Here is a 24,791-nt window from a genome sequence, read left to right as displayed (position 1 = left end):
CAGGAGGAATGCTCATGGACCAACAACTCACACTTGACCCGGCGCATACCGCGCTGGTCCTGATCGATCTTCAGAACAGCAACGTCAAGCACGCACTCGCGCCGCACGGCGCCGAGGACGTGGTCGGCAACTGCGTGCTGCTGGCGCAAGAGATGCGCGAACGCGGCGGCCTGGTCATCTACGTGCACGTGTTGCTGAACGAATTGCCGCAAGTGCCGGCCGACTCTCCGCTGCGGCCGCAGGGCGCGCCGGCGGCGCCGCCCGATGCCTCGTGGCTGGCGCCGGAGGCCGGCGTCGAGGCGCAAGACCTCGTCATCGTCAAGCGCCAGTGGGGCGCCTTCTATGGCACCGAACTCGAGCAGCAGCTGCGGCGGCGCGGCATCGACACGCTGGTCATGGGAGGAATCGCCACCAATTTCGGCGTCGAGTCGACCGCACGCGCGGCCTATGACTTCGGCTTCAAGCTGGTATTCGCGGAGGACGCGATGAGCAGCTTCGATGCGGATGCCCACCGTTTCGCGTGCGAGAAGATTTTCCCGAAGATGGGGCGGGTGCGCTCGACGCGCACCCTGATCGACGTGTTGCAGGCAGGGACCGGCGCCGCGTGACGCCGGTCAATGGGATCAACCCGCGCGCTGGATATCCGCCGTGATCTCGTAGGCCCGCAGGCGCGCCGCGTGGTCGTAGATCTGCGAGGTGATCATCAGCTCGTCCGGCTTGGTCTTCTCGATGAAGGCGCGCAGCTGGTGGGCCACCGTCACGCGCGAGCCGATCGCCGAGCACGACAGCACGCTGTCGAGCATCATGCGTTCGGGCAGGTCGAGCGCTTCCAGGTAGCCGCTCACCGGCGGCTTGAGCTTGGTCGGGCGGCCGGTGCGCAGGTTCACGAAGGCCTGCTGCATCGAGGTCGCCAGGAAGTGCGCCTCTTCGTCGGTGTCGGCGGCGAACACGTTAAAGCCCAGCATGATGTAGGGCTTGTCGAGCTGTTCCGATGGGCGGAAGTTGCTGCGGTACATATCGATCGCCTGCATCATCATCTGCGGCGCGAAATGCGAGGCGAACGCATACGGCAGGCCGAGGTGGGCCGCCAGCTGGGCGCCGAACAGGCTCGAGCCGAGGATCCACACCGGCACGTCCAGGCCGGCGCCGGGCACGGCCTGCACCGGGCGGCGGGTCGAGCCGGCGAAATAATCCATCAGCTCCACGACGTCCTGCGGGAATTCGTCGGCATCCGACGCCAGGTTGCGGCGCAGGGCGCGCGCCGTGGTCTGGTCCGAGCCGGGCGCGCGGCCCAGGCCGAGGTCGATCCGGCCCGGATGCAGCGCCTCGAGCGTGCCGAATTGTTCGGCGATCACCAGCGGCGAATGGTTCGGCAGCATGATGCCGCCGGCGCCCACGCGGATGCGCGAGGTGCCGGCCGCCACGTGGCCGATCAGCACCGCGGTGGCGGCGCTGGCAATGCCCGGCATGCCGTGGTGTTCGGCCAGCCAGAAGCGGTTGTAACCCCAGCGTTCGCCATGTTGTGCGAGGTCGAGCGAGCGCTGGAACGAGGTGGCCGCATCGCTGCCTTCAGCGATCGGCGAGAGGTCGAGTATCGAGAAAGGAATCATGGATCCATGATACGCCGATGCGAAAAAGCGCGTGCGCGGCCACCCAAAAACGCCGGGGCCGCTGCTTGGGTTACTATTTCTTCATGATGCCCCGACACTGTTTTCGCCTGCGTTCTGCCACCTTCTCTGCCGCCATGCTACTCGTCGGCTGCGCCCACCAGCCGAGTGCCATGACCTCCGAACCCCCATTCAATCCTGAACGCGTAGCCGCGGTCGACCACGCCATCGAAGCCGCGATCGCCGCCCGCAAGCTGCCGGGCGCGGTGTATCACCTCGAACGCGGCGGTGCGCGGTACGAACGCGGTTACGGCCGGCTCAGCTACGAAGAGGACGCCGCCGCCGTCACGCCCGCGACCGTATTCGATGCAGCCTCGCTGAGCAAGGTGCTGGTGACGGCGCCGGCGGTGCTGATGCTGGCCGAGGAGGGCAAGATCGACCTCGAGGCGCCGCTCATACGCTATTTTCCCGAATGTGCCGGCGGCGGCAAGGAAGCGATCACGATCCGGCACCTGCTGACGCATGTGTCGGGCCTGAAGTCCGGCCTGCCGGCGAAGCCGGCGTGGCAGGGCAAGGCGGCGGCGTTGTCCCTGGCCTGTGGGCAGTCGGTGACCCATACGCCGGGCAGTTTCTTCCGCTACTCGGACATCAATTACATCCTGCTGGGCCTGCTCGTCGAGCGCACGGCGGACATGCCGCTCGACCGCTTTGCCCAGGAGCGTATTTTTTTCCCACTGGGCATGGCCGACACCGGCTACCGCCCATTGGAACGCATGCCGGCGGCGCGCATCGCGCCGACCCAGCGCGGCGCCAGCGATGCGGCACAGCTGCCGACGGCCCACGGCGACCTGGCGCCGGGTGCGCCGCTGCAAGGCGTGGTGCACGATCCAACCGTGCGCCGCATGGGCGGCGTGGCCGGTTCGGCCGGCGTGTTCTCGACCGTGGGCGACGTCGCCCGCTTCGGCCGTATGCTGCTGGGCAATGGCGCGCTGGATGGTGTGCGGATATTAAAACCGGAAAGCGTGCGCCTGTTGACGACGGTGCAGTCGCCGCCCGGCATCGCGGCGCTGCGAGGCATGGGCATGGACATCGACTCGCCGTATGCCAAGCGTCCGCGCGGCGATCTCTATCCACTCGGCAGTTACGGCCATACCGGCTTCACCGGATGCATCCTGTGGGTCGATCCGCAGTCACAAAGTTTTTATGTTTTCCTGTCGAACCGGGTCTATCCGGACGACGGCAGCGTGGTGCTGCCGCTATACACGCAGCTCGGTACGCTCTCTGCTCAGGTCGTCCGTGGAGCTCTGCAATAAGCGAAAGATAAGGACGAGATAATGAAAATTAAAAGAAGATGATGTGTTTCCGCGCGGCTACCGTGCGCTCCCATCCGTAGCTTGACCGTAAGCTGGACTCCTCACTCGACGCAGCACGCCACCGACTGTGGCATCTGCACCGGGTATCGCCCCTGACATATCAGTTACATCGAGGAGAACACCATGAAAATGAATACGCTACTCAAAGGAATGCTCGGCGCTTCGGTTGCCGCCGCCATGTTCGGCGCCACTGCGGTCCACGCCCAGACCAGCACCACCGGCACCACCACCGGCACCTCGACGACCAGCCCGATCGGCACCGTCCAGACCGACCCGATGCGTGATCGCACCGGCACCATGAGCGACCAGACCAGCGGCAGCTCATCGACCGGCGCGACCGGCAGCATGCAGAGCACCGATACGCAGACCCAGCGTGACCGCGACCGCCGCAGCAAAACCGGCACCAGCAGCGGCACCTCGGGTACGATGGGCACGACCGGCACGGGTACGACCGGCACCACGGGCACTACCGGTACCACCGGCACGACCAGCGGTTCGAGCGGATCGATGGGTACCGGCACCAGCGGTTCCACCGGCACCATGGATGACACCGGCCGCACCGGCACCTCGACCGGCACCACGGGCACCACGGGTACGACTGGCGCCACCGGCACCACCGGTACGACTGGCACCACCGGTACGACCGGCACCACCGGCCGCGGCTACTGATCCAGCCGATAGCGCTTCAGCAATAACGGCGGCGTCCCCGGCCGCCATCCCGAACACCGGCTCGCGCCGGTGTTCGCGTTTACGCACGTGACCTGCTAAGGCATGCCGCGCCGCGCACCGCCGTGACTGTCCTGCGGCGGCGGGGCGTCGCCGGGCGCCAGCGCGACCTTCGCCAGCGGCGTCGGCGCCGGGCCGTGCAGCACATTGCCCTCGATATCGAAGCGCGAGGCGTGACAGGGGCAGTCCCAGGACTGCTCGGCGCCGTTCCAGTGCACCGCGCAACCGAGATGGGTGCACCTGGCCGAGAGCGCATGCAGTTCCCCGTCAGGATCGCGATACACCGCCACGCGGCGCAAGCCGTCGCGCAGCACCGCGCCTTCGCCTGGCGGGATCGCCTGCACCGAATCGACTTCGCCGCCGCGCAGCCAGTCGCCGTAGCGCGCCGCCACATGCGCCTGAGCGCTGGCGAATTCCCCGAGCCCATGCACGGGCTTGCGCGCCGGGTCGTACAGCGCGGTCCAGGGATTCGGCCGCTCCATGATCAGGTCGGTCACCAGCATGGCGCCGATGGTGCAGTGGGTCATGCCGTTGCCGGAGTCGCCCGTGATCAGGTAGACGTTGTCGTCGTCCATCGGGTTACGGCCCAGGAAGGCCAGGCCGTCGCTCGGTTCCATCACCTCGCCCGACCAGCGCCAGGCCAGTTCGCGCGCCGTCGGAAAGCGTTCGCGGGCCCAGCGTTCCAGCTCGTCGTAGCGGTGGCCGGGATGCGCATCGCGGCCCGTCTTGTGGTCGGCCCCGCCCACGATGAGCACCTCGTCGCCGTCGATGCCGGACGCCAGCCGCAGATAGTGATAGGGACTGCCAAGATCCCATAGCAGCAAGTGCGGCAGCGTGCCGTGCGGCACCCGCAGGCCGATCACATAGCTGCGGTAGCCGGCCTGCTTGGTATGCATCACGACGCGGTCGTTGAACGGCGTGTGCGTGGCCACCACCACGTCCCGCGCCCGGATCTCGCCATGGTCGAGGGATACGACCTGGCGCCGTTGGTCGCCGCGGATACGGTGGGCGTGGCTGGCGCCATGGATGCGGCCGCCGCGCCGGATGAAGGCGCGCGCCAGGCCGTCGAGGTATTTGAGCGGATGGAACTGGGCCTGGCCCGGATAGCGCACGGCGGGACCGCTCTCGAACCCCAGGCCCGGCACGCCTGCAACCATCTCGGCCTGCACGCCGGCGCGCACCGCGGCGTCGCATTCGCGTTCGAGCCGCGGCCTGTCGCCCGCATCCCGGGCCGCCAGGTAGCCGTCCAGGTGCTCGAGCTCGCAGGCGATGCCTTCGGTGCGCACGATGGATTCGACCATCTGCAGGGCATGGGCATAGCTGCCGGCCACCAGGCGCGCCTGGGCCCGGCCGAAGCGGCGCTCGATGCCGTGGTACCACTCGTCGGGCGGGAAGAAATGGGCGGCGGTGCGGCCGGTCTCGCCGGCGCCGACGCCGAGCGCGTCGACGACGACCACGTCCTTGTCTTCAAGCGCCAGCAGATAGGCGGCGGTGAGGCCGGCGATGCCGGCGCCGATCACGCACACCTGGGCCTCCTGCGCTCCCACGAGCGGGGGGAAGACGGGCACCGTGGCGGTGTCCATCCAGAGCGAAGTCGAGCTGCCGTTGGTCGCGCCGCGCATGATCAAGTCCACCGATTTCCGCCAATTGTGAAAGCCAGTCTAGCGCGCCGACACGAAGCAGGGTGCACGATGTGGCGTCGTTGCCGCATCGCAGGGGATTTCTGGCGGAGGGCGTGCGCATCGCGACTTTTATGGCTTAGTATCCACTCTTATTGCATACCGGAATTAAAATGAAGCCGCTCGCCGTTCCCCCTGAAACCCTGCTGCCTAGCGCCATGAAGCTCTCCGAACTGATCGGGGCGCTGAGCTATGCGCTCGACATCACCGAGGGCCAGCCGGCGGGACACTGCGTGCGTTGTTGCTGGATTGGCATGCACATCGGCCGCGCCGCCGGCCTCTCCGAGCCGCAGTTGTGGGAACTGTATTACGCGTTGCTGCTGAAGGATCTCGGCTGCAGCAGCAACGCGGCCCGCATCTGCGAGCTCTATCTCACCGACGACCTGGACTTCAAGCGCGACTTCAAGACCGTGGGCGACAGCCTGCCGCAGGTGCTGGGCTTCGTGCTCAAGCACACCGGGCTGAAGGCCGGGCTGGCGGAACGCTTTCGCAGCGTGATGACGATCCTGCGTGATGGTCCCGAGATCGCACAGGGCCTGATCGCCACCCGCTGCCAGCGCGGCGCCGACATCGCGCGCCTGCTGCGTTTTCCCGAGGGCGTAGCGCAAGGCATCTATTCGCTCGACGAACATTTCAACGGCAAGGGCAAGCCGGACCAGCTCGCTGGCGAATCCATTCCGGTCATTGCGCGCATCGCCCTGCTGGCCCAGGTGATCGACGTGTTCCATACCGCCGGCGGGCGCGCAGCGGCGCTGCGCGAAGCCGGCGCGCGGGCCGGTAGCTGGTTCGATCCGCGCCTGGTGGCGGCGTTCGAAGCCTGTGCAAAAGACGATGCGTTCTGGGATATCCTGGCCAGCCCCGGGATCGACCGCGACATCCTGGCGCTGGAGCCTGCCGGCCACGAGGTCGCGCTCGACGAGGACTACCTGGACGATATCGCCGCCGCCTTTGGCCAGGTGGTCGATGCCAAGAGCCCGTATACCAGCGGCCACAGTACCAGGGTAGCGCTGTACACCGACATGATCGGCGAAGCGCTGGGCCTGTCGCCGCAGCGCCGCCGCTGGCTCAAGCGTGGTGCGCTGCTGCACGACGTCGGCAAGCTCGGCGTCAGCAACAGCGTGCTCGACAAGGCGGGCTCGCTCGACCGCACCGAGTGGGACGCGGTGCGCCAGCATGCCGAGTTCACCGAGACCATCCTCGGCCGCATCGCGGCGTTCTCCGAGCTGGCCGCGATCGCCGGCGCCCATCACGAGCGGCTCGACGGCGGCGGCTATCCGCGCGGCCTGGCGGCCGAAGAGATTCGCCTGGAAACCCGCATCATCACCACCGCCGATATTTTCGACGCCATCACCGCCGAGCGTCCCTACCGCGGCGCCATCCCGATTCCCCAGGCGCTCGAGATGATGGAAAAGACGGTCGGGACCGCGCTCGACCCCGCCTGCTTCGACGCGCTCAAGCGCGCCATGGCCAAGGCGGCATTCACCGCCGCCTGATCTTCTCTTCTCGCCAGTCGTATGCCTTCCTGCCCGGCCGGGCGGGAAGGCGTACGCGCGCCTCAGCCTGCCACATGCAGATGTCATCACGATGAAAAATTGCAGATTGGATAGCAAGATTTGACAAAACCAGTGCGTTGGATGCCGCCAGAATGTGTTTCATAAATAGACATCAAGAGACGCCCGAACGTCCAGGAAGTCGCGACCGCGGGTGAGAACAACCAATCTGGCTTTGGAGAAGCACATGAACGAGTTGATGGCACGGCAGTACCAGCGCACCGCGATTGCGGCGGCGGTGGCAGGGGTGGCGATGTCGATGGGGCAGGCACAAGCGCAAGAGGCGCCCATTGCCGGACCGCAGACCGTGGTGGTGACCGGCGTGCGCGCCGCCCTCGAGCAGTCGCTGCGCCAGAAGCGCAACGCCGATGCCGTGGTCGAGGTCGTGACCGCCGAAGACATCGGCAAGATGCCCGATAAAAACGTGGCCGATGCGATCCAGCGCCTGCCGGGCGTGAACACGCAATCGTCCGCCGGCGGCGAGGGCGGCTTCGGCGAGAACGACCGCGTCAGCCTGCGCGGCACCAGCCCCAGCCTGCAGCAGACCCTGTTCAACGGCCATGCGATCAGCACCGGCGACTGGTTCGTGCTGAACCAGATCGGCGGCAACGTCGGCCGCTCCAGCAGTTTCTCGCTGCTGCCGTCCGAGCTGGTGGGCTCGATCGTGGTCCAGAAAAGCCCCACCGCCGACCTGGTCGAAGGCGGCGTCTCGGGCGCCATCAACGTCATCACGCGCCGTCCGCTCGACTTCAGGCAGCAGCTGACGGTCGAGGGTTCGGTGCAGGCCAACTACAATGACCTGTCGGGCAAGACCGAGCCGCACCTGTCGGGCCTGGTGAGCTGGAAGAACGCCGCCAACACCGCCGGCATCCTGCTCCAGGGCTTCTCCGAGAAGGCCAGCGTGCGCCGCGACGGCCAGGAAATCCTGGGCTACACCCCGATCAGCGGGACCAGCGCGGCGGCCATCGCCAACCCGGCGCTGGCCGGCGTGGTGGTGCCGACCTTTATCGGCGCCGCCCTGTTCGAGCAGACCAAGAAACGCGAAGGCGGCGCCTTCGACATCGAGGTGCGTCCCAACCGAGACCTGACGCTGGACCTGAACGGCTTTTATTCGAAACTGGAAGCGCCGCACCAGAACACCAACTCGCTGGCGGCGCCGGCCAACTCGATCAACAGCCTGGGCCTGATCCCGATCAATCCGGTGGTGCGCAACGGCACCCTGGTGGGCGCCGGATTCACCCGCAATGCGGGCGAGGTCGACAATATCTACCGTCCGGATGCGGGCGGCGAATCGTGGTACCTCGACTTCAACGGCAAGTGGCGCGTCAGCGAACGCTTCAGCCTGTCGGGCAAAGTCGGCAAGACCCACGGCGTGGGCTGGGACCGCGACGACGTCTATTACCAGAACAACGTCGATGGCGGCATGGTCTACGCCCTGAACGGCCTGTCGCCGGCCTCGGTCAGCTACCCCGGCGGCAACACCGCCGTGCCTGGCTCGACCGCCTGGGCTGGCGGCGGCGAATCGCAATCGGTGGACAAGGAAGAATACGCCCAGCTCGACGGCGAGCTGCGCCTGGATAATCCGACCTTCCAGTCGCTGCGCTTCGGCGCGCGCTGGACCGACCACAAGCGCACCGCCGAGCATCCGCTCGAAACCCGTCCCGGCCCGGTCGGCTTCACCAATCCGCAGCCGGCCTGGAGCGGCCAGATGTACCCGAGCGATTTCGGCAGCGACATCGGCGGCTACAGCGGCATCCCTTACTTCAAGTACGACGGCGCGGCGCTCGGCGCCTGGGGCGCGATCCCCGGCAACCGCCTGCTCGACTACGTGCTGCGCCATAACTGGATGAACGAATTCGAGGTGGCCGAGAAGACCACGGCGCTGTACGGCATGGTCGACTTCGGCGGCGACGGCTGGAGCGGCAATATCGGCCTGCGCGCGATCGAGACGCGCCAGCGCACGGTGGTCAACCTGCCGGGCGGCCCGACGCCGATCACCGGCTCGGCCTTCGGTCCCTATACCCCGACCACCTTCGAGCGCACCTACCGCGATTACCTGCCGAGCGCCAACCTGAAGTACAACGTGACGCCCGACCTGACCCTGCGCACCGCGCTGGCCAAGACCATCGCGCGGCCCGACTACAGCGCGCTGGGCGGTTCGGTTTCGCTCAACGACGACGCGCTGAGCGGCAGCGGCGGCAACGTGAACCTCGACCCGGTGCGCTCGACCAACTTCGACATCGGCGCCGAGTGGTACTACGCGCCGAAGGCGCTGCTGTCGGCCGGCCTGTTCTACATGGACCTGCGCTCGATCGTGGCCCAGGGCACGGCGACCGGCAACTACTACAACAACAAGCGCGAGACCTTCACCGACTACCTGATCACGTCGCCCTATAACACCAGCGGCAAGAACAAGGGCGTGGAGTTGAGCTGGCAGCAGCCGTTCCTGGACAACTTCGGCATGCTGGTCAACTACACCTACGCCGACGGTGAGCTGGACGATGGCGGCGAGCTGCTCAACTCTTCGAAGAACACCTATAACGTGACCGGCTACTTCGAGAATGAGCGCTTCTCGGCGCGCCTGGCCTACAACTGGCGCTCGAAGTACAAGGCCGGCGTGGACCGCGGCGCCAGCCAGCACGTGGACGACATGCCGTCGCTGGCGGCCTCGGTCAACGTCAAGCTGACGGACAAGCTGACGCTGACCTTCGATGCGCTGAACCTCACCAACGAGACCATCAAGATGTACGCCGAAAACGAGGACCGGCCGCGCGCCTTCTACTCGAACGGCCGCACCTTCTACCTCGGCCTGCGCGGCAAGCTGTAAGTCACCAAGGGGAGGCGCCGCGCGCGCCTCCCCAACCTGGAATACATCCCATGACGTACCGACCAGACGGCGGCCCGGCGATCGCGATCGCCTGGGAATGCCTCTCCAACTTCACGCGCGACGACGCGTTCACGGCGCGGCTCACGCTGCGCAACGATGGCCGCGACGCGATCGCGTCAGGCTGGACCCTGTGCTTCAACACCTGCCGCAAGATCTTGCCCGAGACGGTCAGCGCAGGTTTTCGCACCACGCACCTGAACGGCGACCTGTTCAGCCTGGAGCTGCCGGACGGGGGCGAATGGCTGCCCGGCCAGGAATACGAGATCGTCTACGAGTCCCTGCACTGGGCAATCAGCATCACCGATGCGCCCCTGGGTTTCTATCTGCTGGATGCGGCGGGGAGGGCGTTCGACCTGGGCGATCCCGAGATCGCGCCCTTCGTGCTGCCCGAGCAGCGCCATCGCATGCGCGGCGACCTGCTGCCGACGGCCGATGCGGCCTGGCGTCATGCGCAGAACGAGGCGCTGTCGCTATTGGACCAGGAGGCTGTTGGCCGCATCACGCCGCGTCCGCGCATGGCGCGCTTCGATGCGCGCAGCTGTGTACTCCGACGCTCGACGCCGATCGACAGCGGCGCGGACCTCGATAACGAGGCGGCGTATCTGCGTTCGCTCCTGGCAACGCTGCCCGATGGCGAAGGCGGCGCCCGCATCGTGCTCGAGACCCATCCGGGGATGGAAGCCGAAGCCTATCTGCTGGAGATCGCGCCCGACCTCGTCCTGGTCCGCGGCGCCGGCGCGCACGGCGTGTTCAACGGCCTGCAAAGCCTGGCCCAGCTCCTGGCGCCAGACGGCACGCTGCCTTGTGGCAGGGTAGTGGATACGCCGCGCTTCGCCTACCGCGGCATGATGCTCGACGTGGCGCGCCACTTTTCCAGCGTCGACACGGTATTGCGCCTGCTCGACTGCATGGCGGCCTATAAACTCAACCGCTTCCACTTCCACCTGACCGACGACGAAGGCTGGCGCCTGGCGATCGCCGCGCTGCCCGAGCTGACCGAGGTCGGCGCCCGGCGCGGCGTGCCCGCGCCGGGTGAGCAGCCCTGCCTGCCGCCATCGTTCGGCTCCGGCGCCGACACGCATGCGCCCGGCGGCAGCGGCTTCTATACGGCCGACGAATTCGTGGCCATCCTGCGCCACGCGCAGCGCCTGCACATCGAGGTGATCCCCGAATTCAATATGCCGGGCCACGCGCGCGCGGCGGTCGAGGCGATGCGGGTGCGCCATGCGCGCCTGATGGCGGCGGGCGATGCCGCCGGCGCCGAAGAGTACCTGCTGAGCGATCCAAATGACGCCTCGGTCTACGAATCGGTGCAGCTGTGGCACGACAACGTGATGTGCATCGCGCTGCCCTCGGTCGACCGCTTCATCGACACCGTGGTCGCCGAGGTTGCGGCGCTGTACCGGCAAGCCGGCGCACCCTTGCACGTGCTGCACACGGGCGGCGACGAGGTGCCGGTCGGCGCCTGGCTGGGCTCACCGGCCTGCCAGGCGCGCATGCGCGCACACGGCTGGCTGGAGGCGCGCCAGTTACGCGACGATTTCCAGGCGCGCTGCCGCGCGATCCTGGCGCGTCACGGCATCGCCTTCAGCGGCTGGGAAGAGACCGCGCTGACCTCGAACGGCGCAGGGCAGGAGTCAGACGTCTACGTCTGGAACAACGGCTGGGGTTCAGGCCAGGAAGACTGCGCCAACCGCCTGGCCAATGCCGGCCACGAGGTGGTGCTCTCCAGCGCTGCAAGCCTGTACTTCGATTTCGCTTACGCCAAGCATCCTCAGGAGCCGGGCTATTACTGGGCCGGCTTCGTCGATGCCCGTGAGCCGTTCGGCATGGTTCCCCTCGATGCGCCGCTGCTGCCTCAGCATGACGCGATGGGCCGCGCGCCCGCGCCGGAGCGGGTGGCGGCGCTGGCACCGCTCGACCCCGCGGGCCGCGGGCGCATCAAGGGCTTGCAAGGGCAGCTGTGGGGCGAGAATGCGCGTTCGCGCGAGCGGGTCGAGTACCTGGCGCTGCCGCGCCTGATCGGCCTGGCCGAACGGGCCTGGAGCGCCGATCCGGGCTGGAAGCATCCCGATGAACTGGCCGCCGACTGGAACGAGTTCGCCAACCGCCTCGGCCAGCGTGAGCTGCCGCGCCTGGACCGTCAGCCACAACCCTGGGCCTACCGCCTGCCACCGCCCGGCGCGGTGGTCAGGGAGGGCCGGCTGCAGGCGAATATCGCCCTGCCGGGCCTGGCCGTGCATTACACTCTGGATGGCAGCGCGCCCGGCGCCCACAGCCCGCGCTACACGGCGCCGGTGCCGCTCGCCGGCAGCCGCAGCGTGAAGCTGGCCAGCGTCGACACCCGTGGCCGCGCCAGCCGCATCGTTACCCTGAACCTGGAATTGCCATGACCGCGATGAACGACGCTCCCGTCGCCAAGATCGAACGCCGCCATCCGCTGTCCTGGGTCCCGACCCTGTACCTGGCCCAGGGCCTGCCGTTCTACGCGGTGGCGCTGGTGGCGGGCCAGATGCTCAAGAGTATGGGCGTGCCCAACGACCAGATCGCGCGCTGGACCGGTTTATTGGGCCTGGCCTGGGCTTTCAAGGCCTTGTGGAGTCCGTTCATGGAGCTCGCCCCCAGCCGCCGCCTGGCGGTGGTCGCCTGCCAGCTGATCGGCGGCGCCTGCCTGGCGCTGGTGGCCCTGGCGCTGCAGCTGCCCATGTGGTTTGCCCTGTGCATCGCACTGCTGGCGATCGTGTCGCTGGCCTCGAGCACCCACGACATCGTCGCCGACGGCATCTATATCGCCAGCCTCGATGCGCGCGAGCAGGCCGCCTATGCCGGCTGGCAGGGCGCCTTCTTCAATGCCGCTAAATTCATCTCACTGGGCGGCCTGCTGATCCTGGCCGGGGCGCTGGAACAGCGCTTCGGCATCGAGGCCGCCTGGACCGCGGTATTCCTGCTGCTGGGCGGGCTGATGGCGCTGCTCGGGCTGTATCACATACGTGCGCTGCCGGCCACGCCGAAGGTGGGCGGTACGGCGCGCAGCCTGGGCGCCATCGGCGCCACCCTGCTGGACGTGATCAAGACCTTCTTCGCCAAGCCTGGCATCTGGGTGGCGATCCTGTTCATCATCCTGTTCCGCGCCGGTGAAGGGCAGATCCAGTCGATCGGCCCGCTGTTCCTGCGCGATGCGCGCGAGGTCGGCGGCCTGGGGCTTACCACCGCCGAAGTGGGCTGGGCCTACGGCACGGTCGGCACCGCCGCCTTCCTGGTGGGCAGCATCGCCGGCGGCTATTTCACCGCATGGTTGAGCCTCAAGCGCGCGCTGCCGATCCTGATCCTGGCCATGAACCTGCCGAACGCCGCCTTCTGGTACCTGAGCCATGCGCAACCGGAGTCGATGCCGCTGATCGTCGGCCTGCTGGGGATCGAGATGTTCGGCTACGGTTTCGGCTTCGTCGGCGTGATCCTGTTCATCATGCAGGTGGTGGCCAGCGGTCGCTACCAGGCCGCCCACTATGCGCTGGGCACCGGCTTCATGCAATTGGGCTTTGTATTGTTCCGCACGATCAGCGGCGACATCCAGCAGGCGCTGGGCTACCGCGATTTCTTCCTGTGGGTGCTGCTGGCCAGCGTGCCGGTGCTGGTGCTGAGCCGCTTCATGCGGATCGCGCCCGGGGAAAAGTCCGCCTCTAGCGCTTCTTGACCGGCAGCGCCAGCCAGCCGCGCCAGCCGCCGGCGCCATCGCGCTCGACCTTCTGGATATGCGGGCGGGTGGCGTCCAGCCGCCATACGGCCTGGCGCTCGAGCCAGTCTTCGTACATCGCGCGAAAGCGCGGCCAGTCGCCGTCGAAATCGAGGCAGGCGTAGCTGCCGGCCGGCAGCAGGCGCAGGCCGAGCGTCGGGTCGTCGTCCGGCTCATCGGCCTTGAGGCCGAAGTCATAGCAGTATTCGCGCTCGCCCGTAAAACCGGGATCCTCGTCGAACACGCCATACCAGGCCGTGCCGCGCGCCAGGCTAGAGCGTTCGCGCTCGCAGATGAAGGCATTGCAGGCCAGCGACAGGGCGGCGCCCGACTGGCCGAAGAAGCGCTGGTAGCGCAGGCTGACGGCGGGGAGGCTGCGCACCGTGACGCGGGCGGCGATGCTGCCCGGTTCGGGCGGGCAGTAGGGCGCCTGCAGGGCCGCCAGGTTGCTCGGCTCGGCCACGAAGAAACTGACGTCGCTCTCGCGCCCGACCTGGGCGTCCATATAGGCGCGCCACCCACCGTCGCGCCACTCCTTGGCCGACATCGCGAACTGCTGGCGGAAGGCCTTGGAGAAGGCCGCGTTGGACGGGAAGCCGCAATCCTGGGCAATGCGCCCGACCGGCACGTCCGGCTCGTGGCGCAGCAGGTGGGCGGCGCGGCGCAGGCGGCGCTTGCGCTGGTATTCGACCGCCGAGAAGCCGGTGAGTTCGCGGAAGATGCGGTCGAAGTGGTAGCTCGAATAGCTGGCCGAGGCGGCCAGGCTGCCCAGGGCCAGCGGGTCGCCAACCGAATCGAGCATCAGGTCCATCACCTCGTACAGGCGCGAATCGCGCGCCGTAGCCCGCCCGGCGGGCCGCGAGTCGATGCGCGTGCGTGGCATGGAAGAGACGCTGGGAGGGGCGGGAGCGGACATCGCATAATGTCATTACAAAACTGAATCAATTATGCGGCCAAACGCCTGGACATGGCGAACTGTGTGTATCCACGACAACAGTATGAGCTTGCGCAACTGTACATGCATTTTCGTGTAAAAAGTATAAGATCGATCGTTACGCAAGAAGTCCTGCTGCGCTGCAATAAGTGAATAAATCACTTACAATGATGAATAGTTTCATAACATAAGAACGCCGACGCGCGTTACTGTCTACGGGAGAACACATGCAGACAGCACTCTCGGCGGGTTTCATCCTTGCCATCGTTTTATGGGGCGTGATCTCGCCCGCCACCATGGGGTCGGTGTTCGACACGGCCCTCGCTTCGATCACCCGCAACTTCGGCTGGCTCTACCTGTGGATGGTGCTGGGGATGGTCGTGTTCGCCGTGTTCCTGGCATTTAGCCGCTACGGCAACCTCAAGCTGGGCGACGACGACGACGAGCCCGAATTCTCGATCGGCAGCTGGTTCTCGATGCTGTTCGCGGCCGGCATGGGCATCGGCCTGGTGTTCTTCGGCGTGGCCGAGCCGATCTCGCACTACATCGATGCGCCGCCCGGCACCGTGTCCGGTACGCCCGAAGCGGCGGGCGTGGCGATGCGCTTCACCTTCTTCCACTGGGGCATACACCCGTGGGCCGTGTACAGCGCGGTAGCGCTGGCCATCGCCTTCTTCCAGTACCGCCGCGGCGGCAGCGCCCTCGTCAGCAGCAGCATCAGCGCGCTGCCGTGGAAGGCTTTTGCGCGCATGTCGGGCCTGTTCAACGGCCTGGCGGTGGTGGCCACCGCCTTCGGCGTGGCCGGCTCGCTCGGCGTCGGCGCCCTGCAGATCAACAGCGGCCTGGACAAGGTGTTCGGGCTGGCAGTGAGCGACATGGCCCAGATCGGCATCATCCTGGTCGCCACCGCCATGTTCCTGGCCTCGGCCATCAGCGGCGTGGGTCGCGGCGTCAAGCTGCTGTCGAACGTGAACATGATCATGGCGGGCCTCTTGGCGCTGGTGGTGTTCCTGGTCGGCCCCACGGTCGCCATCATCGACACCCTGACCAGTACCCTGGGCAGCTACGCGACCGAATTCGTGCGCATGAGCCTGCGCGCCACCCCGTTCCGCGACAGCACCTGGGTCGGCAGCTGGACCATCTTCTACTGGGCCTGGTGGATCTCCTGGTCGCCATTCGTCGGCCTGTTCATCGCGCGCGTCTCACGCGGCCGCACGATCCGCGAATTCATCGTCGGCACCATGCTGGCGCCGTCGCTGGCCGCCTTCGTCTGGTTCTCGATCTTCGGCGGCACCGCGCTGCACATGGAGATCTGGCAGCACATCCCGATCTCGGACGCGGTGCGCGCCGACACCTCGACCGCGCTGTTCGCACTGTTCGACGCGCTGCCGTTCGGCACCATCATGTCGGCCGTGGCCACGGTGCTGGTGCTGATCTTCTTCGTCACCTCGGGCGACTCGGCGGTGCTGGTGCTGGGCATGATGAGCAGCGGCGGCAATCCGAACCCGTCGAACAAATCCAAGCTGATGTGGGGCGCCCTGGTGGCCGGCATCGCGATCAGCCTGTTGCTGGCCGGCGGCCTGAAGGCGGTGCAGACGGCGACCATCGTGTTCGCCCTGCCGTTTACGGTGGTGATCGTGCTGATGATGGTCTCGCTCCACCGTGCCGTGTGCGAGGACTGGACGGCGCACGAGAAGCGCGAGCGCGAACTGCGCCGCCGCATGCGCCAGATGGTCGAAAAATAAGAAGGAAAGCGCGCCCCTGGACGGGGCGCGCGAAAGTCTTACGTGGCCAGCGCGCGCAGCAGCAGGCCGGTGATGTAGGCGCAGTAGGTGCCCAGCGCATAGCCGATCACCGCCAGCAGTACCCCGACCGGGGCCAGCGCCGGATGGAAGGCGCTGGCGACCACCGGCGCCGAGGCGGCGCCGCCGATATTGGCCTGCGAGCCGACCGCCATGAAGAACAGCGGCGCGCGGATCAGCTTGGCCACCAGCAGCATCAGGCCGCCGTGCACCGCCATCCAGATCAGGCCCAGCAGGAACAGCCACGGGCGGTCGAGCAGGGCGTTCAGGTCCATGTGCATGCCGATGGTCGCCACCAGGATGTACAGCATGGCCGAGCCGATGGTCGAGGCGCCGGCGCCTTCCAGGCTGCGCGCGCGGGTAAAGCTCAGCACCAGGCCGATGGTGGTGGCATACACCACGATCCAGAAGAAGCTGGAGGTCAGGCTGTAGTCCTGCAACCGCCATTCGGCCGGCAGGCTCGAGATCCAGGCCACGGTGGGGCCGGTCAGCGCATGCGACAGGCCGGTCGCGCCCAGGCCCACGGCCAGCACCACCATCACGTCGGTCAGCGTGGGAATGCGCGCATGCTCTGCCTTGTAATGCTCGATGCTGTCCTTGAGCGCGGTGATGGCGGAAACATCGGCGCCGGTCCAGCGGTCGAAGGCCTGGGCCCGTCCCGCCAGGAACAGCAGCACCGCCATCCACAGGCTGGCGACCAGCACGTCGACCGCCACGAACTGGCCGAACAGGGTCGCGTCGACTTCGAACACTTCCTTCATCGCAGCCTGGTTGGCGCCGCCGCCGATCCAGGCGCCGGTGATGGTGGTCATGCCGCGCCAGGTGTCGCCGGCCACGGTCTCGGGATGGATGAAGTCCATCGCGACGAAGGACACGATGGCGCCCAGCATCACGCCCAGGGTGCCGGTCAGGAACATGACGATGGCCTTGGGGCCGAGCCGCAGCACGGCGCCGAAGTCGATCGCCACGCACAGCAGCACCAGCGCGGTCGGCAGCAGGTAGTCGCGCGCCATCGGGTACAGGCCGGAGGCATTGCCGTCGATGATGCCGGCGGTGTTGAGCAGCGCCGGGATCAGGTAGCACAGCAGCAGGGCCGGCACATAGGTATAGAACTTGTGCCAGAAACCGGATTTGCGGGAAGCGCTCCAGAAGACGGCGCCGAGGATGACGGCCAGCATGCCGAGGACGACGGCATCGTTGGTGACCAGCGGGGAAGCATTCTGCATTCGTGGGTCCAGGTGAAGGAGGAAGATGGCTGTCCCGTCTCGACGGGGGCGGACGGCGCATTCTACATTTTTTGCCTTAGAAATCATGTCTTTACGGCATCAAAATATCTTGCCCGCTTCGGCGGGCCTGTCGCCGGTTTGTCCCGCTGACGTCGCGTGCGGGCGTCGGATGTATGGTGAAATACCGCTTCATCCAGTCACTTCGGAGGTGCGGCATGACGCAGGCATTCAAGGCAGGCGACAAGGTGCAGTGGAAGTCGTCGCAAGGCACGGTCACGGGCAAGGTCAAGAAGAAGCTGACCACGCCGACCGACATCAAGAGCCATCACGTGGCGGCATCGAAGGACAACCCGGAATACCTGGTCGCCAGCGACAAGACCGGGGCCGAGGCGGCGCACAAGCCGGGATCGCTGAAGAAGGCTTGATGGACTGCGCTTAAGATTCGCTTCACCTTCGCGCGGCATGCTCGGCGGCGGGTTGTTTACGCCATACTGGCGTTCCCCTGTTGCCGGACTCCCGCATGCGCATCCTGTTGGTCGAAGACGATATCTCCCTTGGCGAAACCATCCAGGCCTGGCTGCGCCTGGACCAGCACGCGGTGGACTGGGTCCAGCGCGGCGACTCCGCCGACACCGCCCTCAAGACCCACCATTACGACTGCGTGCTGCTCGACCGCGGGCTGCCCGGCCTGTCCGGCGACGACCTGCTGGCGCAGTTGCGCAAGGCCGGCAACGGCGTGCCCGTGATCCTGATCACCGCCTTCAATGCGCTGGCCGACCGGGTCGAGGGACTGGACCTGGGCGCCGACGATTACCTGGTCAAGCCCTTCGAGCTCGAAGAGATGTCGGCCCGCATCCGCGCCGCCGTGCGGCGCGGCGCCAACCAGGTGAGCAACGAGTTGCGCCACGCCGATATCGCCCTGAACCTCGACACCAAACAGGCCACCCTGGCCGGCCAGCCGGTCGCGCTGACCGCGCGTGAATACAATGTGCTGTATGCGCTGCTATTGAGGAAGAATTCCATCGTCACCCGTGCCCAGATCGAAGAAACCCTGTACGGCTGGGGCGACGAGGTGGAAAGCAATGCGATCGAGGTGTACATCCACAACCTGCGCAAGAAGCTTGGCGGCGACAGCATCGTCACCGTGCGCGGCCTGGGCTACCGGTTGAAGAACGATGGCGAATAAGCCCGTGGCCACGGACGCGCCATGGTCGCTGCGGCGCCGCCTGCTGGCCGCCATCGTGGCCGCCAGCACCGTGCTGTGGCTCGCGAGCCTGGGCATCGTCACCGTGATCGCCTGGCAGGAAACCAACGAGGTGTTCGACGACGCGCTCGAAGAGTCGGGCTACATGATCATGGCGGCGACGACCGACTGGAACGAACGCGGCCTGCTGCCGCAGGCGGGAGCGAGCGGCGAACATGGCCGCAAGGTCGACATGCAATACCAGATCGTGGTCGACGGCCGCGTGATCCAGCGTACCGGCGATGCGCCGCTGCGGCCCTATGTGTCCAACTTCGACGACGACCACGGCTTTGCCGAGGCGCTGGCGAACGGCGAGCGCTGGCGCGTGTTCGTGGTGCGCGACGAGGCCCGCAACTTCGAGGTGCAGGTCGGCCAGCAGGTCGACAAGCGGTATGACATCCTGGAAGAACTGGCCGATTCGCTGTGGCTGCCCGTGCTGGGCTTCTTGCTGCTGCTGGCGCTGGTGTGCTGGGTCCTGACCGGCCGTGTCTTGAAGCCCTTGCGCCGCACCGCCACCAGCATCGCGGCCAAGACGCCCGACGACCTGGCCCAGGTCCCGACCGCGGGTCAGGCGCGCGAGGTGCTGCCGATCGTCCAAGCGTTGAATGGCGTGCTGGGACGGCTGGACGCGGCCCTGCAGGCCGAGCGCCGCTTCACCGCCGATGCCGCCCACGAGCTGCGCACGCCGCTGGCGGGCCTGCATATGCACGTGCAGCTGCTGCAGCGCCAGCATCCCGAGCTGGCCGCGCCATTCCAGAAGCTGCGCCAGGACATCGCGCGCCTGACGGCGCTGGTCGACAGCCTCCTGACGCTGGCGCGCCTGGATCCGCTGGCGCGCGAACAGCTGGTGCGCCAGCCGGTGCCGCTACCGCCCCTGTTCGAGCGCGTGGCTGCCATGCATGCGCAAGAGGCGGCCGCGCGAGGCATCGCGCTGGCGCTGCGCTGCGAGGTGAACGAGGTGCAGGCCGATCCGCAGATGCTCGAGATCGTGCTGCGCAACCTGGTCGACAATGCGCTGCGCTACTGCCCGGACGGCAGCCGGATCGAGATTGCGGCCGTGCAGCACGCCGGCCACTCACGCATCGCGGTGCGCGACGATGGCCCCGGCGTCGATGCACAGAGCCGCCAACGCCTGACCGAGCGTTTCTTCCGCGTGCTGGGGCAGGGGCAGCAGGGCAGCGGGCTGGGACTGTCGATCGTCAAGCGCATCGCCGACCTGCATGGCATTGACCTGGCGTTCGGGCCCGGGATCGACGGCCGTGGCCTGGGCGTGACTTTGGACTTGCCCTCCTTATAGATTATCCACTTTGGGTAACTATTGGTACTTGTATTGCGCCAACTCGGCATTATGTGCTGGGCATGCTAAAACAGAAACTGAACTGGAAGCGGCCCCTGTTTTACGTTCTTCTGCCGATCTTTTTCGTGATGGCTTTCCTGGGCTTTCCATTACCGGTCGCCCCGCCGCCGGCTACCAAGCCGGCGCAGGAGCAGGCCGTCGTCGTGAAAAAGAAGAAGAAACGCATCGGACCCCTTGTGCGGAAGGAGGACCGCCGGGACGATGCGTCCTGAGCCAGTCATCAGCCTTCTTAAGATCGGTTTAATGTCCGGCCGTTGTAATGCGCCTGTGCCTGCCAAGCAGTGCAGGCAAACCCAACAGACCAAGACAAAGGACCGACCATGAAACGCATCTTCCAGATCTCCTGCATCGCCGCGCTGCTCGCCGCTTCGGGTATTACTGCCGCACAGAATATCGCCGATGCGCCGCCCGGCGCGGCGGTCGATGTCAAGCCGGTCTCGGGCTACACCGGCCCGTCGGGCGCCCCGCTGATGACGGCGAAAGACTTGCAGGCCAAGGGCAAGGACGACCAGTACGTGCGTCTGAAAGGCAAGCTGACCAGCCACAAGGGCGACGAGGACTACGAGTTCACCGACGCCAGCGGCAAGATCACCGTCGAGATCGACGCCGACCGCTTCCCGCAAGGCGTGAAGGTCGACCACAACACCACGGTCGAGCTGACCGGCGAGTTCGACAAGGAGATGTTCGGCGAATCGAAGCTGGACGTCGAGCAGATCAAGGTCGTGAGCAACTAAGCTCTGCGGTGGGCGGCGTGGGCGATAATGGCGGTTTGACCGTCACGCCATGCCGCCCATGTACTACGACCATGCCGACCTGACCCGCAACTTCGACGCCGGCACCCTGCAGCGCGGAGAAGACGTCGCGCGCAAGGGCAAGGTGCGCACCGCGCGCCGCGACGGCGACACGCTGATCGGCGAAGTCGGCGGCAGCGGCGGCGAGCTGTACCGCCAGACCATCCGCTTCAAGTCGGGCCGTGGCGGCATCGATTTCCAGGGCAGTTGCAGCTGTCCCATGAGCTACAACTGCAAGCACGTGGTGGCGGTGCTGCTTGCCGAGCTCGAACGCTACCGGCGCGAGATGGCGCAGTCGCCGGCGGCCATCGCGGCGCGCGCCGAGGACTGGCTGCAGCAGATGGCGGGGCTGTCGCAGGCGCCCCCGGCGAAAGCCACGGCAACCGAAGGCGCTTCCTTCAAGCTGGCCTGGACGCTGACCCCGGATCCGGCCGGCGGCGCGCCGCGCCTGCACCTGCGCCGCGCGCGCTTGCGCAAGAACGGCGACATCAGCGGCACCACACCGATCCACGATGTCCATGCCTTGCTGCGCGCACTGCCGGCGTCGCGCGATCCTGGCGATGAAGAACTGCTGCGCCAGTTTGCAGCGCTGCAGGCGGGCGGCCTGGTTGCGAGCGACGCCGCGGCGTCGGGGGCGGTTGGCGCACGCCTGGTAACGCGCCTGTGCGCCGAGGAACGGCTGCTGCTGGCGTGGTCCGACGATGACCTCCGGCGCAACAAGTTCTATTACCTGCGTCCCGGTCCGCGCCGCGAAGCCACGCTCGGCTGGCGTTCGTCCTTTGGCGACGACGCCGTCCGGCTCGACTGGTTCTGCCGGGATATTGATACCCCGATCGGCGTGCTGCCTACCGATCCGCCCCTGTACGTGCACGACTACATGCTCGGCGAGCTGGCGCTGCCTGACGCCCTGGCGGCGCTGCCGCCGACATCCCTGCTTAACCTGGTCTCCCAGGCGCCGCGCCTGCAGCCCGAGCAGCGCGCCAGCATGGCTGCGCGCCTGGCCGAGCTGGGGCTGGAACGCCTCGTGCCGCCGCCGCAGGCCATCGAGACCCGGGTCCGCAAGGATATCGCCCCGACGCCCTGCCTGCTGCTCGACAGCATGGACTTGGGCTGGGGCCGCAACGAGCTCTGGCAAGACTACGCATTGCTGACCTTTGAGTACGACGGCCAGTCCACCGAAGACGTCGATGAACCAGTGCTTCGTGCAGTTCAGGACGGCGTGGTCCAGCTCATCGAACGTGACCATGCCGCCGAAGCCACCGCCGCCGACCTCCTGGCCGGACTCGGCTTTTACAAGCCGCCGGCCGACTCGCCGCTGGAAGACTTTCCGCATGCGCTCATGCTCGCGGACGAAGCCGCCTGGGTAAGCTTCGCGCGCCGGGACATCCCGCGTCTGCAGGCCGCCGGCTGGCAGATCGAGATGGAAGGCGACTATCGCTTCGACCTGGCGCAGGTCGACGACTGGTACGCCGAACTCGACGAAGAAGGCGAGGGCGGCAACGCCTGGTTCTCGCTGGAGCTCGGCATCGTCGTCGGTGGTGAGCGCCATGCGCTGTTGCCCCTGCTGGTGCAGATGGTGCGCGCCGCGCCGCGCGATTTCGCCGCGCCGGCGCTGGCCGCGCGCGGTGAAGAGGACGCGCTGATCGTCGAGCTGTATACCTACGAGCGCGTCGCCCTGCCCTGGGGCCGCGTCAAGCCGATCCTGGCCACGCTGGGCGAGCTGTATTTCGGCGAGCGCCTGGGCAAAGGGGTGCGCCTGCCGGCCATGGACGCCGCGCGCCTGGCCGAACTGGAGCGCGCCGCGCGGCTGCGCTGGATCGGCGGCGAGCGCCTGCGCGAACTGGGCCGCAAGCTCGACAGCTTCGGCGGCATCCAGGCTGTCGCGCCGCCGACGGGCTTGCAGGCATCCTTGCGTCCCTATCAGCTGGGCGGCCTGGCCTGGCTGCAGTTTTTGCGCGAATACGGCTTCGGCGGCATCCTGGCCGACGACATGGGATTGGGTAAAACCGTCCAGACCCTGGCCCACATCCTGTTCGAGAAAGAGGCGGGGCGGCTCGATGCGCCGGCCCTGGTGGTGGCGCCAACCAGCCTGATGCCGAACTGGCAGGCCGAAGCCGCGCGCTTCGCGCCCGGCCTGCGGGTGCTGCTCCTGCACGGCAAGGAGCGCGCGGAGCAGTTCGACGCCATCGGCGAACACGACCTGGTGCTGACCACCTATGCCTTGCTGGGCCGCGACGAAGACGCGCTGCGCCGGCACCGCTACCACCTGTTGATCCTGGATGAAGCGCAGTACGTCAAGAACAGCCGCACCAAGGCCGCGCAGACGGCGCGCCTGCTCGATGCCCGCCATCGCCTGTGCCTGACCGGCACGCCGGTGCAGAACCATTTGGGAGAACTGTGGTCGCAGTTCAACTTCCTGATGCCGGGCCTGCTGGGCGACGAAAAATCCTTCAAGGCCGATTACCGCAAGCCGATCGAGCAGGGGAACGACGTGCAGCGCAAGGAATTCCTGGCGCGCCGCGTCAAACCTTTCATGCTGCGCCGGACCAAGGACAAGGTGGCCACCGAATTGCCGCCCAAGACCGAGATCGTGCTGCCGGTCGAGCTGGGGGGCGCGCAGCGCGACCTGTACGAGACGGTGCGGGTGGCGATGGACCGCAAGGTGCGGGCCGAGATCGACCGCAAGGGCCTGGCGCGCAGCCATATCGTGATCCTGGAGGCCTTGCTCAAGCTGCGCCAGGTGTGCTGCGATCCACGCCTGATCGAGCCTGCGAGCGCGACCGGCTCGGCCAAGCTCGATACGCTGATGGAGTTGCTCGACACTCTGACCAGCGAAGGCCGCAAGGTGCTGGTGTTCTCGCAGTTCACCAGCATGCTGGCGCTGGTCGGTGCGGCCTTGCGCGAGCGCGGCACCGATTTCGTCGAGCTCACCGGCAGCACGCTCGACCGCGCCGCCCAGGTCGCCGCCTTCCAGCAGGGGCAGGTCGGGGTATTCCTGATCAGCCTGAAGGCCGGCGGGGTGGGGCTCAACCTGACGGCGGCCGACACCGTCATCCATTACGATCCCTGGTGGAACCCGGCCAGCGAAAACCAGGCCACCGACCGCGCCTGGCGCATCGGCCAGCGGCAGCCGGTGTTCGTTTACAAGCTGATCGCGCGCGGCACGCTGGAAGAAAAAATCCAGGAACTGCAGCGCCGCAAGGGCGAGCTGGCCAATGCGGTGCTAAGCAATGAGGAAGAGACGGAACTTGCGCCGGGCCTGCAGGCGGATGATCTGCGCGCCATCTTCTCCCTGGATGCTAGTCCTGCACCACGCTGACGCGCGCGAAGCGCAGGTTCTCGAACACCTTGATGCGGCCCGTCAACGGCCACCAGTCGTACAGGAAGATTTGCGCCGGCCGCCACATCGCCACCCAGCCGATGATGGTCAGGCTTTCGCGCGCGATCCTGGCGAAGTGCCCGCTGGAAAACGTCTCGATGGCCGCCGCCAGCAACAGGCAGCTGACGACGAAAGCCAGGCCGATCGCCAGGCTGATCCGGCCCTGGCGCAGCAGCTGCGTCAGTTCGCCGCGCACCAATTCCACCTTGTAGCCATAGTAGTTGTGGATCGCGTCCGCGACCATGTCGCCGGCCTGTCCCACCGGCGGCAACTGCGCGACGTGGATGTTCAGGTGCAAGAGGCTGGCCGGCGGCAGCGATAGCGCCCAGTTCTCGATATACGCCTCGCAGGCGTGGTCGAGGTCCTTGTTCAGGAAAGGCGCCGGGTCGAGCGAGTTGAACAGTTGCTGCAGCTCGCGCACGCGCAGGTCCAGCGTGTGGGTTGGTTGTTCACTGATGTGCATGCGGAAAGAGTACCGCAGAGCATCATCACCGGCAACCGCAG

19 protein-coding genes are annotated in these 24,791 nt (G+C 67.0%); 14 read left to right on the top strand and 5 right to left on the bottom strand.

Annotated features, from left to right (window positions below):
- Nucleotides 1-14: 14 nt before the first annotated feature.
- Entirely contained in the window at nt 15-608 is a 594-nt protein-coding gene (locus SOM28_RS21000; RefSeq protein WP_320469336.1) for an isochorismatase family protein, read from the top strand.
- A 15-nt stretch (nt 609-623) separates the two neighbouring features.
- On the opposite strand, the gene SOM28_RS20995 is transcribed toward SOM28_RS21000, so the two are convergent.
- Complete coding sequence (locus SOM28_RS20995) at nt 624-1,610, bottom strand: LLM class flavin-dependent oxidoreductase (RefSeq protein WP_123068566.1); 987 nt, start codon at nt 1,608-1,610, stop codon at nt 624-626.
- 170 nt (nt 1,611-1,780) lie between these two features.
- Here SOM28_RS20995 and SOM28_RS20990 point away from each other — a divergent pair, with 170 nt between their 5' ends.
- Nucleotides 1,781-2,920 (top strand): serine hydrolase domain-containing protein, encoded by a 1,140-nt coding sequence (locus SOM28_RS20990; RefSeq protein ID WP_320469335.1) that lies wholly within the window; start codon nt 1,781-1,783, stop codon nt 2,918-2,920.
- Between the two features lie 183 nt (nt 2,921-3,103).
- Nucleotides 3,104-3,649 carry a hypothetical protein gene (locus tag SOM28_RS20985; RefSeq protein WP_320469334.1) on the top strand — a complete coding sequence of 182 codons (546 nt, stop codon included), beginning with the start codon at nt 3,104-3,106 and terminating at the stop codon, nt 3,647-3,649.
- Nucleotides 3,650-3,744: 95 nt separating this feature from the next.
- Here SOM28_RS20985 and SOM28_RS20980 read toward each other — a convergent pair whose 3' ends face one another.
- Nucleotides 3,745-5,340, bottom strand: a complete 1,596-nt coding sequence (locus SOM28_RS20980) for an FAD-dependent oxidoreductase (RefSeq protein WP_320469333.1) — start codon at nt 5,338-5,340, stop codon at nt 3,745-3,747.
- Nucleotides 5,341-5,498: 158 nt separating this feature from the next.
- On the opposite strand from SOM28_RS20980, the gene SOM28_RS20975 reads away from it, so the two are divergent.
- The 4 genes from SOM28_RS20975 to SOM28_RS20960 all read left to right on the top strand — a co-directional run bounded on the left by SOM28_RS20975 (nt 5,499) and on the right by SOM28_RS20960 (nt 13,516).
- Nucleotides 5,499-6,878: an HD-GYP domain-containing protein gene (locus SOM28_RS20975; protein ID WP_320469332.1), complete on the top strand. Its 1,380-nt coding sequence runs from the start codon at nt 5,499-5,501 to the stop codon at nt 6,876-6,878.
- Between the two features lie 244 nt (nt 6,879-7,122).
- Nucleotides 7,123-9,762 (top strand): TonB-dependent receptor, encoded by a 2,640-nt coding sequence (locus SOM28_RS20970; RefSeq protein WP_320469331.1) that lies wholly within the window; start codon nt 7,123-7,125, stop codon nt 9,760-9,762.
- Between the two features lie 50 nt (nt 9,763-9,812).
- Nucleotides 9,813-12,215, top strand: a complete 2,403-nt coding sequence (locus tag SOM28_RS20965) for a family 20 glycosylhydrolase (protein ID WP_320469330.1) — start codon at nt 9,813-9,815, stop codon at nt 12,213-12,215.
- Entirely contained in the window at nt 12,212-13,516 is a 1,305-nt protein-coding gene (locus tag SOM28_RS20960) for an MFS transporter (RefSeq protein ID WP_320469329.1), read from the top strand. The genes SOM28_RS20965 and SOM28_RS20960 overlap by 4 nt, the downstream gene beginning before the upstream one ends.
- On the opposite strand, the gene SOM28_RS20955 is transcribed toward SOM28_RS20960, so the two are convergent.
- Nucleotides 13,503-14,438 (bottom strand): helix-turn-helix domain-containing protein, encoded by a 936-nt coding sequence (locus tag SOM28_RS20955; protein ID WP_123068559.1) that lies wholly within the window; start codon nt 14,436-14,438, stop codon nt 13,503-13,505. The two genes, SOM28_RS20960 and SOM28_RS20955, sit on opposite strands and share 14 nt — an antisense overlap.
- Nucleotides 14,439-14,716: 278 nt before the next feature.
- Here SOM28_RS20955 and SOM28_RS20950 point away from each other — a divergent pair, with 278 nt between their 5' ends.
- Entirely contained in the window at nt 14,717-16,234 is a 1,518-nt protein-coding gene (locus tag SOM28_RS20950) for a BCCT family transporter (RefSeq protein ID WP_320469328.1), read from the top strand.
- A 38-nt stretch (nt 16,235-16,272) separates the two neighbouring features.
- Here SOM28_RS20950 and SOM28_RS20945 read toward each other — a convergent pair whose 3' ends face one another.
- On the bottom strand, nt 16,273-17,517 hold the full coding sequence (locus tag SOM28_RS20945; protein ID WP_123068557.1) for a DUF819 family protein: 1,245 nt from the start codon (nt 17,515-17,517) through the stop codon (nt 16,273-16,275).
- A gap of 215 nt (nt 17,518-17,732) precedes the next feature.
- Here SOM28_RS20945 and SOM28_RS20940 point away from each other — a divergent pair, with 215 nt between their 5' ends.
- The 6 genes from SOM28_RS20940 to SOM28_RS20915 all read left to right on the top strand — a co-directional run bounded on the left by SOM28_RS20940 (nt 17,733) and on the right by SOM28_RS20915 (nt 24,227).
- The gene (locus SOM28_RS20940) at nt 17,733-17,942 is read left to right on the top strand and encodes a hypervirulence associated TUDOR domain-containing protein (protein ID WP_123068556.1); all 210 of its coding nucleotides are present in this window, start codon (nt 17,733-17,735) and stop codon (nt 17,940-17,942) included.
- A 95-nt stretch (nt 17,943-18,037) separates the two neighbouring features.
- Nucleotides 18,038-18,703, top strand: a complete 666-nt coding sequence (locus tag SOM28_RS20935; RefSeq protein ID WP_320469327.1) for a response regulator transcription factor — start codon at nt 18,038-18,040, stop codon at nt 18,701-18,703.
- Complete coding sequence (locus SOM28_RS20930) at nt 18,693-20,057, top strand: ATP-binding protein (RefSeq protein WP_320469326.1); 1,365 nt, start codon at nt 18,693-18,695, stop codon at nt 20,055-20,057. The genes SOM28_RS20935 and SOM28_RS20930 overlap by 11 nt, the downstream gene beginning before the upstream one ends.
- Before the next feature lie 62 nt (nt 20,058-20,119).
- Nucleotides 20,120-20,329 (top strand): hypothetical protein, encoded by a 210-nt coding sequence (locus SOM28_RS20925; RefSeq protein ID WP_320469325.1) that lies wholly within the window; start codon nt 20,120-20,122, stop codon nt 20,327-20,329.
- A gap of 108 nt (nt 20,330-20,437) precedes the next feature.
- The gene (locus SOM28_RS20920) at nt 20,438-20,851 is read left to right on the top strand and encodes a YgiW/YdeI family stress tolerance OB fold protein (RefSeq protein ID WP_123068552.1); all 414 of its coding nucleotides are present in this window, start codon (nt 20,438-20,440) and stop codon (nt 20,849-20,851) included.
- A 58-nt stretch (nt 20,852-20,909) separates the two neighbouring features.
- Nucleotides 20,910-24,227 carry a DEAD/DEAH box helicase gene (locus SOM28_RS20915; RefSeq protein WP_414675190.1) on the top strand — a complete coding sequence of 1,106 codons (3,318 nt, stop codon included), beginning with the start codon at nt 20,910-20,912 and terminating at the stop codon, nt 24,225-24,227.
- Here SOM28_RS20915 and SOM28_RS20910 read toward each other — a convergent pair.
- The gene (locus tag SOM28_RS20910; RefSeq protein WP_320469323.1) at nt 24,208-24,750 is read right to left on the bottom strand and encodes a hypothetical protein; all 543 of its coding nucleotides are present in this window, start codon (nt 24,748-24,750) and stop codon (nt 24,208-24,210) included. The two genes, SOM28_RS20915 and SOM28_RS20910, sit on opposite strands and share 20 nt — an antisense overlap.
- Nucleotides 24,751-24,791 lie beyond the last annotated feature (41 nt).

Origin of the sequence: Massilia sp. CFBP9026 (assembly GCF_034045165.1) — a bacterium.
GTDB classification, from domain to species: Bacteria; Pseudomonadota; Gammaproteobacteria; order Burkholderiales; family Burkholderiaceae_D; genus Telluria; species Telluria arenae.
The sequence above is the reverse complement of the archived record's forward strand: the minus strand, read 5'-3'. Positions and strand labels throughout refer to the sequence as shown.